The organism is Pseudoalteromonas sp. SR45-5, from assembly GCF_014163565.1.
Taxonomy (GTDB): Bacteria; Pseudomonadota; Gammaproteobacteria; order Enterobacterales; family Alteromonadaceae; genus Pseudoalteromonas; species Pseudoalteromonas distincta.
On the sequence record NZ_JACJDN010000003.1, the window covers coordinates 1 to 12,603 of the forward strand.

Annotated in this window: 14 protein-coding genes and 1 pseudogene; 9 read left to right on the forward strand and 6 right to left on the reverse strand. The window is 38.5% G+C overall.

The genetic code is table 11. The features are described 5' to 3' along the window. Both H5072_RS00310 and H5072_RS00315 read right to left on the reverse strand, forming a co-directional pair. Positions 1 to 361, reverse strand: a pseudogene (locus tag H5072_RS00310) (hybrid sensor histidine kinase/response regulator); the annotation flags it as partial. 119 nt (positions 362 to 480) lie between these two features. Further along, positions 481 to 969 carry a GNAT family N-acetyltransferase gene (locus H5072_RS00315; protein ID WP_039485299.1) on the reverse strand — a complete coding sequence of 163 codons (489 nt, stop codon included), beginning with the start codon at positions 967 to 969 and terminating at the stop codon, positions 481 to 483. 81 nt (positions 970 to 1,050) lie between these two features. On the opposite strand from H5072_RS00315, the gene H5072_RS00320 reads away from it, so the two are divergent. The 6 genes from H5072_RS00320 (at position 1,051) to H5072_RS00345 (ending at position 6,507) form a co-directional block, all read left to right on the forward strand. Continuing rightward, positions 1,051 to 1,626, forward strand: a complete 576-nt coding sequence (locus tag H5072_RS00320; RefSeq protein ID WP_182692337.1) for a glutathione peroxidase — start codon at positions 1,051 to 1,053, stop codon at positions 1,624 to 1,626. A gap of 86 nt (positions 1,627 to 1,712) precedes the next feature. After that, positions 1,713 to 1,994, forward strand: a complete 282-nt coding sequence (locus tag H5072_RS00325; RefSeq protein ID WP_002958009.1) for a peptidylprolyl isomerase — start codon at positions 1,713 to 1,715, stop codon at positions 1,992 to 1,994. 64 nt (positions 1,995 to 2,058) lie between these two features. Further along, a complete protein-coding gene (locus H5072_RS00330) occupies positions 2,059 to 2,637 on the forward strand; it encodes a glutathione S-transferase family protein (RefSeq protein ID WP_182692338.1) in 579 nt (192 codons plus the stop codon). A 17-nt stretch (positions 2,638 to 2,654) separates the two neighbouring features. Beyond that, positions 2,655 to 3,005, forward strand: a complete 351-nt coding sequence (locus H5072_RS00335) for a DUF2750 domain-containing protein (protein ID WP_002958007.1) — start codon at positions 2,655 to 2,657, stop codon at positions 3,003 to 3,005. Between the two features lie 99 nt (positions 3,006 to 3,104). Next, positions 3,105 to 3,785 (forward strand): hypothetical protein, encoded by a 681-nt coding sequence (locus H5072_RS00340; protein WP_138488564.1) that lies wholly within the window; start codon positions 3,105 to 3,107, stop codon positions 3,783 to 3,785. 148 nt (positions 3,786 to 3,933) lie between these two features. Beyond that, positions 3,934 to 6,507, forward strand: a complete 2,574-nt coding sequence (locus tag H5072_RS00345; RefSeq protein ID WP_182692339.1) for a M1 family metallopeptidase — start codon at positions 3,934 to 3,936, stop codon at positions 6,505 to 6,507. Positions 6,508 to 6,589: 82 nt separating this feature from the next. Here H5072_RS00345 and H5072_RS00350 read toward each other — a convergent pair whose 3' ends face one another. Together H5072_RS00350 and H5072_RS00355 are read right to left on the reverse strand one after the other, a co-directional pair. Then, on the reverse strand, positions 6,590 to 6,955 hold the full coding sequence (locus tag H5072_RS00350) for a hypothetical protein (RefSeq protein WP_007376965.1): 366 nt from the start codon (positions 6,953 to 6,955) through the stop codon (positions 6,590 to 6,592). A 75-nt stretch (positions 6,956 to 7,030) separates the two neighbouring features. Continuing rightward, entirely contained in the window at positions 7,031 to 7,906 is an 876-nt protein-coding gene (locus H5072_RS00355) for a hypothetical protein (RefSeq protein ID WP_058154159.1), read from the reverse strand. A 157-nt stretch (positions 7,907 to 8,063) separates the two neighbouring features. Between H5072_RS00355 and H5072_RS00360 the strand changes: the two genes are divergently transcribed. From H5072_RS00360 to yjjG, 3 genes are all read left to right on the forward strand, one after another. Next, positions 8,064 to 8,963, forward strand: coding sequence for a phosphoribulokinase (locus H5072_RS00360; protein ID WP_002958002.1), 900 nt, complete (start codon positions 8,064 to 8,066; stop codon positions 8,961 to 8,963). 63 nt (positions 8,964 to 9,026) lie between these two features. Next, positions 9,027 to 9,572 (forward strand): inosine/xanthosine triphosphatase, encoded by a 546-nt coding sequence (yjjX, locus tag H5072_RS00365; protein ID WP_096040826.1) that lies wholly within the window; start codon positions 9,027 to 9,029, stop codon positions 9,570 to 9,572. A gap of 13 nt (positions 9,573 to 9,585) precedes the next feature. Continuing rightward, the gene (gene yjjG, locus H5072_RS00370; protein ID WP_182692340.1) at positions 9,586 to 10,260 is read left to right on the forward strand and encodes a pyrimidine 5'-nucleotidase; all 675 of its coding nucleotides are present in this window, start codon (positions 9,586 to 9,588) and stop codon (positions 10,258 to 10,260) included. Between the two features lie 80 nt (positions 10,261 to 10,340). Here yjjG and lpxC read toward each other — a convergent pair whose 3' ends face one another. Continuing rightward, positions 10,341 to 11,252 carry a UDP-3-O-acyl-N-acetylglucosamine deacetylase gene (gene lpxC / locus H5072_RS00375; RefSeq protein WP_182692341.1) on the reverse strand — a complete coding sequence of 304 codons (912 nt, stop codon included), beginning with the start codon at positions 11,250 to 11,252 and terminating at the stop codon, positions 10,341 to 10,343. Positions 11,253 to 11,358: 106 nt separating this feature from the next. Next, a complete protein-coding gene (gene ftsZ / locus H5072_RS00380; protein WP_154903867.1) occupies positions 11,359 to 12,594 on the reverse strand; it encodes a cell division protein FtsZ in 1,236 nt (411 codons plus the stop codon). Positions 12,595 to 12,603: the final 9 nt, after the last annotated feature.

The window sequence follows — 12,603 nt, forward strand, 5'->3', positions numbered from 1 at the left end:
CCAATTCTAATAGGCTCTCTAAAAGAGAAGTAATTTCTTTATTAGAAAAAAATGGGTAGACCACGGTTGCGTCAGGCGCAATATGATTTAGCTCGCTAAACGCAGTTAGTTGCTCACCACTTTGTGCTTTTGGCGCAAGCAGCATAAAGCGCTCTTGCGCTACTTCGCTTACAAGCGGTTTTATAGAATCAACAGGCACACCATGGGCAACAACAACTAAGTCGTAATCGCCTATATTGGTATACATGTCTAGCATGCTGAAATGAATTAATTCGACCTCACACCCTATTAATTCTAAAAGCACTTTCACACGCATCGCGATGACACTACTACTATCAATAATTAATATTTTTCGAATCATCAAGCCACACTTCAAATTAATAAACTTAATATCCTAACAGCGTAGTCTATTTTTATTTAATTGGCATAAAGCCCTATCGTTATTTTGTAAAAAAATATTACAAGCTTTCAAAAAACAGTTTATTTAAGATGCTTTCCAAAAATAGTCAGGCTGTAGGGCTTGTTATCCATTATGGCAACGCTTGGCAACTCGCCCCATATTTCAAAATCAAAATGCTTAAATAATTTAACACTGGGTAAATTATGACTAAAAATAAAACCAAGCAATACTTTAATATTTAATTGCTTAGCTTGTGTTTGAGCAAATATCATTAGCTTTTTACCAAGCCCTTTACCTTGTGCTTTACGGGTAATGTAAATGCTCATCTCTACTGTGCCATCGTAAGCAGGACGCCCATAAAACGATTTATAACTTACCCAAGCAAGTACTTGGTTATTTTCGCAGTAAACATAAATAGGCCTTTTATCGTTATGGCTATTAAACCAGTCACGCTTTTCGTCAACAGTAACTTCTTCGGTATCTGCAGTTACCATTCGCCCTGCAATGGTTTCGTTATAAATGGCTACAATTTCATTAAGATCATCAATAGTTGCTAAACGGGTTGTCATAGGTCATTCAAAGGTTGATCAATTTGTTTCATATTAGCGTATGATTATCCAATCAAACAATTGAAAAGTTTAGGTAATGTAATGCTAAAAAAAATTATAATAGGATTAATGGCTTTATTTATTAATGCCCCACTCCACGCTGAAACATCATCAACTATAAACCAAACCTCTACCCAAGACTGTCAAGATTTTACCAATGTCGATATTCGAAAGCTGCGCTCAAAAGAATCTATTAATTTATGCCAATTTAAAAATAAGCCTTTATTAATAGTAAACACGGCAAGCAACTGTGGTTTTACACCCCAATTTAAAGGCCTTGAAGCGCTATATCAACGATACAAAGAACAAGGCTTAGTCGTATTAGGGTTCCCTTCTGATGATTTTTTTCAAGAAGAGGATAGTGAAAAAGAAACTGCAAAAGTATGCTTTGTAAATTATGGTGTAACCTTCCCTATGTTTGCTACAAGCGAAGTGCGTGGTAGTAAAGCGAACCCAATTTTTAAATATTTGAATGAGCAAACTAGCTCTCCAAATTGGAACTTTTATAAGTATTTAGTGTCTGCTGATCGTGAGACGGTTTTACGGTTTAACAGCAAAGCAGCACCTGATTCAGAACAAATGATTGCTGCAATTGAAACTTTGCTTTCTGATAAATAAGTTTATACTGGTACAATTAGTTGAAACTAACTAGAATGATATTTTAATTCGGTTAAAAAAACACCACACTATACTCGGGAGATTTTATGACAGTAGCAAGCGCACGACATATACTTGTAGACAGTGAAGCACAATGCTTAGACTTAAAAACAAAAATTGAGCAAGGCGAAGACTTTGCTGAATTAGCTAAAGCGCATTCAAACTGCCCATCAGGTCAAGATGGCGGTGCTCTTGGTGAGTTTGGTCCTGGTATGATGGTTCCAGAGTTTGATAAAGTTGTGTTTTCAGCTCCAATTAACCAAGTACAAGGCCCTGTGCAAACTCAATTTGGTTATCATTTACTTGAAGTTACTAGCCGTTCAGAATAAATTTAACTGTATCGTAAGTAACGTTTTATAAAAGCCGCTTATGCGGCTTTTTTATGGAGTAATTATGCAATTAATTGGTTCTGTACCTTCACCTTACGTGCGCCGAATTAGAATTTGGGCACAACAAAACAACTGTAAACTAGAGCTTGTGAGTCTTGATATATTTTCTGAGCAAGATCGCCCTACTATGGCCAGTAAAAATCCAGCTCGAAAGATTCCTATTCTGGTAGATGGCGACTTAACACTTAGTGACTCTAATTCTATATTGCGCTATTTACTTGAAAAAACAGGTCAACCAAAACTAACGTGGCCGCAAGAGCACTTACTTACGACTATAAATGCCTGTAACGATTCGCTAGTAGAAATGTTGCTATGTGAACGCTCTGGATTTGACACCAAAAGCGATAAACTCTTTTTTAATTTGCAAAACGAACGAATTGAACAAACATTAAGCTTTTTAAATACCCATTTAAGCGATGAAGAATTTAAAAGCTGTGAATACCTCAACATCAGTTTATACTGCCTGCTTGATTGGATTTGCTTTCGTGAATTAACTGACTTTAGTCAGTATTCAGAGCTTGTTGCTTTTCATAAGCAATATGGCAAGCGTCAAGCAGTAATAGATACTAATCCTCGTCACTAATTTAAAAAGGTAAACACATGAGCGATATCGAAATTGAATCACAACTAGTTAACTTTGTAGAAAAAGTACGTGTTAGCGAAGTAATTTGGGCACTTGGTGCAGAAGATAATGGCTTTGTAGTGTGCGATTCTAACCAATTTGACGAAACTGACGTACTACTGCTTTGGGAAAGTGAAGAAGCAGCTAAAGCGCAATGTAAAGAAGAGTGGAAAGACTACAGCCCTGTAGAAATAAATCTTGATGAATTTTTAGATGCATGGGTTGAAGATTTAAATGAAGATAACGCACTTGTTGGCATTAACTGGAATGATGACCAAGTATGTACAGAGATTGAACCTACTGGTTTAGCTCGCGCTTTAAGTGAGTAATACTTTATACGCTTTATTTTAAGAGCGGATAAAACCCGACTAGCATCTACTGCTAGTTGGGTATAAAATAAAACACATCATTATTTTCAAGGTATTACGTTGAAAACCCATCTTGGTCGCCGGCCCTTTTCAGCCATGGAACTGCACACTCTTTATAATGGATATATATACGGTGATTTTAAAGTTGCACGTGAGCAACCAAAACACTGGCATTTTTGGCTTCCTCTAATTGCATACTACAGTGGTGCATATAGCGATGAAATTGGCTATCTAACGCTTGATGATCTGTCCCTTGAAAAAGATGTCTTATGTTTTAATTTTCATACTCACGGTAAGATAAAACCTCGCTTAGTTCCAGTGCATCAGGCACTTATAGATGCCGGGTTTAATGAATATTTAGCATTCATAAAATCACAAAATCAACAACGATTAATGTTCGACTTACCCGCTAAAACTGGCAGATACAGTGAAAAAGTCCGTATTTGGTTTTCAGGTGAAGGTGAGCGAGCCGGCTATTTACAAAAGTGTGATATACCAAACGTTGATCAACTCGGTATGAAAACAGCCATAAGCAGCCTTCGTCTTAACTTTGAGCAACAAGTTCGTATACATGCTCTGCAAGCCAACTCTAAAGACGCCTTTAACTACCTCATGGGATTTAACGAATACCCACATAATGAATTTAAGGACGTGCTTTTATTAAATAACGTGATCCAAAAAATACGTATTATTAACTCACACCTGCATTGGCAGCGTTTTATAACACGCGAAAGCCACTGACAAACTTTGTTACTATTTCCCCTTAAAGTCATCGTTATAATCAATTACTCTATTAAAAAAAACTGTTAGGATATCTAACCCCCTAATAATATGAGCATAAAAAAGCCTATTTAGGGTAGTTTCTAACAACAACAATCTAGGGATCACTATGTTTCTTAAAAGCCTCTTAACAGTGAGCGTTGCTTTGGCAATGGGTGCTGCAAACGCTAACGAATTCGTTATTGAAAAACTCGCAAAACCAAGTTCTCAACAGGTATCGTTAACACTCGATCCGAGCCAAGATACATTCACAGGGATGACTGAGATTTCCATAGAAGTACTAAAACCAACAAAATACATTGAATTAAATGGCGTAGCTTACGCTGTTAAAATGGCGCAACTGCTTGGCGACGAAAACTGTGACTTAAACAACGAAATGCTTAAAACAGGTAAAGTTAAATTTAGCTGTGATGAGCAAATTCAACCAGGTAAATACACCCTTAAAGTTGATTTTTCAGCGCCATATAACCGTCAAAGTGTTGGTTTATACAAAACGTTAGACCAAGGTACACCTTACTTATTTACTCAATTTGAAATGAGTGATGCACGCCGTGCATTTCCTGTTTTTGATGAGCCAAGTTACAAAATTCCATTTCAGTTAACGATTACCGCGCCTACATCACAAAAAGTATATTCAAATACGCCAGAACTAAAAACAACGGTTGATGGCGATATGACCACACACTTTTTTGATAAAACGCCGCCAATTCCTTCATACTTAGTCGCGATGGCTGTTGGCCCATTTGAAGAATTAGATATTAAAGGCATGCCAATTCCTGGTCGTGTAATTACCCCTCAAGGTAAAATTCACTTAGCCCAATACGCAAAAGAAAACATGCCAAAAGTACTGGGCGCACTTGAAGCGTATTTTGGTATTCCTTACGTTTACAAAAAATTAGACTCAGTAGCGGTACCAGAGTTTCCATTTGGCGCAATGGAAAACTCAGGCTTAGTAACCTACCGAGAAGATATTTTATTAGTTGATTTAGCTGCAGCAACACGCAGTAAAAAACAGCGTAATGTATCAATTATTGCTCATGAACTTGCTCACCAATGGTACGGTAATTTAGTAACCATGAAATGGTGGAACGACTTATGGTTAAACGAAGCATTTGCTAGCTGGATGGCTGCAAAAATTACTAAACAGCTTAACCCTGAGTTTGAATCGCACTTAGACCTGCCACAAAACAATGTAATGGCACTTGATGCACGCCTAAGCACCAAGCCTATTCGTAAGCCAATTAAAACTGAAGCCGACATTATGGACGGTTTAGGTCTTGCTTACAGTAAAGGCAGCTCAGTACTTGCTATGGTTGAAAACTGGATTGGCGAAGATGCATTTCAAAAAGGTATTCAAAGCTACTTAAAAGAGTTTTCATATAAGAATGCTGAAGCGGCCGACTTATGGGAAGCACTTGGTAAAGCGTCAAATAAAGACGTAGCGAGTGTTTTAAAATCGTTTATTGAGCAATCTTCTTTCCCACTAGTTAAAGTAACTCAACAAGGTAGCAAAGTAACTATTTCACAAAGCCGCTTTGTAAACGCAGGCGTTGATGCGCCAGAGCAGTTATGGAATGTACCGGTGGCAATTAAATATGGTGCTGGCGATAAAGTGAAAACAGCAAACGTATTACTTAATAAACAAAGCCAAACACTAGATTTAGACTTTGAACCAGAGTGGATTTATCCCGACCAAGGTGCATTAGGCTACTACCGCTGGGTAATGGATGATGCACAATTTAGCGCACTTGTTAAAAAGGCACCAAACGTACTGAGTGACCGTGAACGCTTAGCGTTACTATCTGCTACTGATGCGCTACTTGATGCTGGTGTTATATCTGCTGCTAAGTTAATGCAAACACTTGAAGTGTTCGTAAGCGATAGCCACCCTCGCGTAGCAAATACCGCACTAGGTTACTTAGTGTCGCAACAGCGCACTTTTAAAGACGATAGCAATAAAGGCCTATGGCCTGAATTTATTCGCGGTGCAGTAACGCCTGCTGCTAAAAAATATGGTTTAGAAGCAAAAGCGGGTGAAGATGGTGCTATTGCACAACTTCGTGCAGCCGTTGTATCACGCTTAGGTTTTGATGGTGAAGATCAAAACGTCATCAATAAAGCCAAAGAACAAACGCAGGTTTATTTAAATGATCCACAAAAGGTAGACCCATACTTAGCGGGTACGTACTTAACTCTTGCTGCTTTTCATGGTGACAAAGCGCTGCTTGATCAATTCATGACAACGTTTAAAACGACTAAAGATCCGCAAGTACGCACAAACATGCTTGCAGCTATGGGCTTTTTTGGTAAACCTGAGTTACAAAAAGCGGTATTAGCTTATAGCTTAACGGATGAAGTAACGGCATCTGACATGCGTACTATTTTGTCAGGTCAAAGTTACACAGATGAGCGCCAAGCATTATTTATTGATTGGGTTTACAGTAACTACGATAAAGTAACAGCAAGCTTACCGCCGTTCTTTATACCTAACTTGCCGTACTTTACAACTGCAAGCTGTGATGCAGAAAGTTTAGCGACAACAAAAACCTTCTTTAACGAAAAAGTAGCTGATGTAGCTGGTTACGCTCGTACATTAAGTAAGCTTGAAGAAAGCACAAACGATTGTATCGCGCTTAAAACACGTGAACTTGAATCGGTTAATAGCTTTTTAAAAAGTAAGTAATTATTAGGTTTATTGAGCTATAAAAATACAAAAGCCGCTGAAAATAAATTCAGCGGCTTTTTACGTTTATATTTTTGCTTTATTAATTACCAATAATCATAGTTAGCTTGGCTATAAAATCTTTGGCTGCTTGCTCAGAATTTATTTTAAACGCAACACCGTAGTGAATAGGTTGAGCGCTTTTAAAAATGCGCGTAGGAAAGCGTGTCATCTCACTGCTATGGAAGTACCCTTGCGCACGCGTCACGCCATCAATATCATTAAAATCATCGCTAAACACTTCAAATGCTGGGCGAATTACTATTTTACCCTTGCCGCTTTCGCTGTGGGTATAAAATGCTTCTTTAGAGTTTACTAACATGTACTCTGCAATATTTTTAATCTTAAAATTACTTCTGCACTGTAATTTAATGAGCTGTTCTGTCAGCTCGTCTGCACTATAAGCCACGTGTAATCCCTATTAGTTAATTTGCGTATTAGATTAACGCATACACACAATAAAATCTGAATTTATTTGTCTGCTTCACTTTGTTATATCACATACAAAAGCGAGTTTTTCATTGTTGTAACTCATTCTTGTTATATTTGTTTCGCAGTAGGTGCTTAAATTAAGCCATTGCGATACTTCATCACTTCCATCAAGTTTACGCTGATAAACGCGGTTTTTAATAGCATAAGCAATAGTCGCATTATCTTTTAAAATAAAATCTTGAACTTGAGCCGGTAACCTTAATAGGTCTTCAACTTGTTTATCTTGTGGATTAAAACTCGCTAAAATGTGTTGCTCGTTTTTAGTGTAACTAAATAAAAATGCAGCCATTGAGTTGTTATAAATAAGCGTTCGGCCAATATTACTGGCAGCTATTTCCCCCTTCGCTTGTGCAACTGAAGTATATTGAAGCGTGTGAGGCTTTCCTAAAATAAACATCACTAAATCATTTTGGACACCCCATGCATGGTATCCAACAGGTTCAATCCAATCAAAAATACGACGTGGCGCATCTTCATTTTTGAGTGGGTATTGCCACAATTTTTGCTTACCGTCAGCTTCTACAACAATCGCTGATATCGCATCACCACTTGGCATAACTGTTGGTGAGTATTCGCTTACGGGAGAGTTAGTTATATTGGTAACTTTTTTTGACGTGAAATCATAATAAGCAATATCAGTTTGGCTTTGCCCTTTATTAATTACTTCATGAGTAAAGTATAAACCTGTACTTGTTAAGTGCGGTTGGTTGTTATAACTATTTTTATCGCTCACAATACTAACTTGTACCCCGAAAGGTGTATTTAAATCAGCAAGTAATACTTGGCTTTTTGGCATGCTAGCCTGCACCACTATTGGGCTCAGCGCTGCTATAGAAAATAATCCAAGTAATGGTTTAATAAGTTTCATGCTTTCTCTCGTTTTAATTTTAAGCACCTCATGATAACGTTATTTGCTGATGGCGTCACTTGAGCTAAGTCAGTCAACTCTTAAGATACCCAAACGACTTAAAATAATGTTAAGTTTAGTCTGGTTATAAAACCTGGTCCTAAAAAAGAGAATTAACATGTCAGCTAAAAATCCTATTATTGCGATTACGGGTTCATCTGGTGCGGGTACAACCACCACAACGAATGCAATTAAACATATTTTCCGTAGCCTTAATATTCAAGCGGCTTTTGTCGAAGGAGATAGCTTTCATCGTTACACTCGCCCCGAAATGGATAAAAAAGTTCGAGAAGCACAACAAGAAGGTAAACATATTAGTTACTTTGGCCGAGAGGCCAATGACTTTGGCGCTTTAAAAACGCTGTTTGAAAACTATAGCGAAACAGGTCAAGGAAAGTTACGCCGCTACTTACATACCTTTGATGAAGCCGTTCCATACAATCAATTACCTGGTACATTTACACCTTGGCAAGATCTTGACCATAATACTGACATTTTGTTTTATGAAGGGTTACACGGTGGTGTAGTTGATCAAGATGTAGACGTTGCAAAGCATGTCGATTTATTAATAGGCATGGTTCCAATTATTAACCTTGAATGGATTCAAAAATTAATACGCGATACATCCGAACGAGGCCATTCTCGCGAAGCGGTTATGGGCTCTATTGTGCGCAGTATGGATGACTATATAAATCATATTACCCCGCAGTTTTCTCGTACCCATATTAATTTTCAACGCGTGCCGACCGTTGATACATCAAACCCATTTAGCGCCAAAGATATTCCATCTCTTGATGAAAGCTTTGTAGTTATTCGCTTTAGGGGGATTGATGATGTTGATTTTCCTTATTATTTACGGATGATCGAAGGCAGTTTTATGTCTCGTATTAATACGCTTGTAGTACCAGGGGGCAAAATGGGCTTAGCTATGGAGCTGGTTCTTACTCCACTTATTAAAGATATTATTTTGAAAAAGCGTGCACTGGAAAACTTAGCACCTTTGGATATACCTATTTAACTCCTCTTCTAAGATTGAGCTCTCTCACGTACACTGCTGATTTTATTAACAATAAGGGACATTGTGTTGTACTCATTAAAAATTATTGTGGGTTCTAAAAACCCTGTAAAAATTAACGCGGCTAAACATATTTTTGCAATGTATTTCCCTGAACATGAAATTGATTGCCAAGGTGTTGATGCCCTATCCAATGTGCCAGATCAACCTATTGGCGAAGAAGAAACACGTGTTGGCGCACAAAACCGTGTTAATTATTGCAAAGAGCATTACCAAGCTCACTACTACGTGGCAATGGAAGGCGGTGCAGAGCAATTTAGCTATGGTGCAGCAACCTTTGCTTACGTAGTTATTGATAATGCCTTAAATCAGGTTGTAGGGCGCAGCAGCAACCTCCCCTTGCCTCAAGTGCTTTATAACGCATTACTTAACGGCGAAGAGCTTGGCGATGTAATGGACAAAGCATTTAATACCACCAACGTTAAACAAAAAGGGGGCGCTATTGGGTTACTTACAAACAATCACGCCACGCGCGAAAGCACCTATACACAAGCACTCACTTTAGCTATGGCGCCCTTTCTACACGTAGATCTCTACAGCCAAACAAATTAATTTAGGAAGTTTAATGAAATACAACTATGTATTGTTTGATGCAGACGAAACCTTATTTAGGTTTGATATTTTAGCGGGCATGACTCGCATGTTTAAAGCTTACAACGTAGATTTTAGCCAAGACGACTATATTCATTATCAAAAAACCAATAAGCAGCTGTGGGTTGATTATCAAAATGGCACTATTAGCGCAGATTACTTACAAGTAACACGCTTTAATGAATGGGCTTCAAAACTCAATGTGCCCGCAAAAGAGCTAAACGATGCTTTTTTAGATGCTATGGCGCAAATTTGCGAGCCATTACCTGGTGCTATTGAGCTTTTAAATAAACTTAAGCCAAATGCTCGATTAGGTATTATTACTAACGGATTTGCCCGCTTACAAACCGTACGCCTTGAGCATACTGGCTTAAAAGATATGTTTGAATGGTTAGTAATATCTGAACTTGTGGGTATAGCAAAACCAAATAAAGCGATTTTTGAGCACACATTTGAGCTAATGGGTAACCCAGATAAAAGCGAGATACTTATGGTGGGTGATACTGCTGCAAGTGACATACTTGGCGGCAACAATGCAGGTATTGATACCTGCTGGTTACAACACCCTGGTGAGCAATTAGCCGATGGAATAAAACCAATCTATACAGTAACTCATTTAAATCAGTTACAAGCTCTTTTAGAGTTATAATAGAGTAAATTTTACGCAAAAAAATGACGCTAATTAGCGTCATTTTTTATAACTGTTTGTGAGCTGTTCTTTTACTGCTTTTAGGCTTGAACTAACTCAAGACCGGGTGCAGGCATCGTCACAGGCGTTTCAAATGTTGCCCACTCCCATGCTGACTCTGTAGCCATAATTTTACGTAGTAATTTATTATTTAAATCATGACCCGATTTAAATGCAGTTACTTTACCCAAAAGGTTATGACCTGTCATAAACATGTCACCAACACAGTCTAATATCTTGTGCTTAACAAACTCATCGCTATAACGTAAGCCATTAGGATTTAAAACTTTGAATTCATCAAGTACCACAGCACTATCCATGCTACCACCTAGCGCTAGGTTGTTTGCATGCATGTATTCAATATCTTTCATAAATCCAAAAGTACGCGCACGGCTAATTTCTTCAATAAAGCTTTGCGTTGTTATATCCAACCCAATACGTTGGCGACTTTCATTGATAGCTGGGTGGTTAAATGCAATCTCAAAGTCGATATGAAAACCATCATATGGTTCAACTTCAGCCCACTTACCATCTTCTTCAATGCGTACTTTTTCTTTAATACGGATAAAGCGTTTAGCAACGTTTTGTTCTTCAATTCCGCCTTTTTGTAACAGATATATAAATGGTAATGCACTACCATCCATAATCGGCACTTCTGAGCTGTCTAATTCTACAATTAGATTATCAATGCCCATTGCAGCAACAGCTGCAATAAGATGCTCAGTAGTTGATAAGCGAACACCATCTTTGTTAATTAAACAGGTACACAACTGCGTATCACCAACGGCTTCAGGTGTTGTTTCAAAATCAACAACCGGATCAAGGTCGACACGACGAAATACAATCCCAGTATTTGCGCTCGCAGGTCGGAGAGTTATTGTGACCTTCTCACCTTTATGAAGTCCAATTCCTATGGCTTTGACTACTTGTGCAATCGTACGCTGTTTAATCATAGGTATGCTCACTTTTAAATCAGTTACAGTTAGACGGCGGATTTTAACATAAATCCTTTTGCCTTTCAATATTTGTACATATTTCAAACAAAAGTATTATTAAATGTTAATCTGCCTGCTTACGTAAAAAAGCGGGAATATCAAAATAATCACCACCTTCTGATTTATCTGCTTTTTTACTATTTTGCGCTGAAGAACTTGAACTCGTTGAAGGCGCTTTTTCTTTGCTTTGCGCTTGCTCTTTAGTCGTATTTTCTTCAGCGTTTGTATCTTGGCTTGCAAAACTTGGTACGTACATGCTGCTCGTTTGGTTTGATGTGCTTGCAACATCAGAACCTGATGCTTTTTTAAAGCCGTTATCAACAATACCAAACTGTGGACGACGATCGCCGCCTAAACCAGTTGCAACAACCGTTACACGTAGCTCATCAGTCATTTCTGGATCGATTACCGCACCAACAACAACCGTTGCGTTTTCTGACGCAAGTGCTTTAACGTGATTACCAACAATTTCAAATTCTTCAATCGCAATGTCCATACCAGCGGTAATATTAACTAAGATACCTTTAGCACCTGTTAAATCAACGTCTTCTAGTAGTGGGCTTGAGATAGCTGCTTCTGCAGCTTCTTGTGCACGATCAGGACCTGACGCAGACGCCGTTCCCATCATTGCAGTACCCATTGCAGACATTACTGTTCTAACATCGGCGAAATCCACGTTAATTAAACCAGAGCGTGTAATTAGCTCTGCTATACCTTGTACCGCACCAAATAATACGTCATTAGCTTTAGCGAAGGCATCTAGAAGTGTAGTCCCTTTCCCTAAAACTTTAAGCAATTTATTGTTAGGAATTGTAATAAGTGAATCTACAATTTCTGACAATTCATTAATACCTTGTTCAGCGGCTGCTGCACGTTTTTTACCTTCAAAATCAAAAGGACGTGTTACAACTGCAACGGTTAAAATACCGAGTTCTTTAGCAATTTTAGCAACTACCGGTGCAGCACCAGTACCTGTACCACCGCCCATACCGGCTGCAATAAATACCATATCGGCGCCTTCAAGGCTGGCACGAATTGTATCTGCATCTTCTTCAGCCGACTTACGGCCTACTTCAGGGTTTGCGCCCGCACCTAACCCAGAGGTTATTTGCGTGCCTAGTTGAACTGTAATATCGGCAGCAGAGTTACGTAATGCTTGCGCATCCGTATTAGCGGCTATAAAACGCACGCCTTCTATTTGTTGTTTTACCATGTGCTCAACAGCGTTACCGCCACCACCGCCCACGCCGATTACTTTTATTACAGCTTCTTCGCTGTGTTGTTCCATTATATCAAACATGTTTACTCT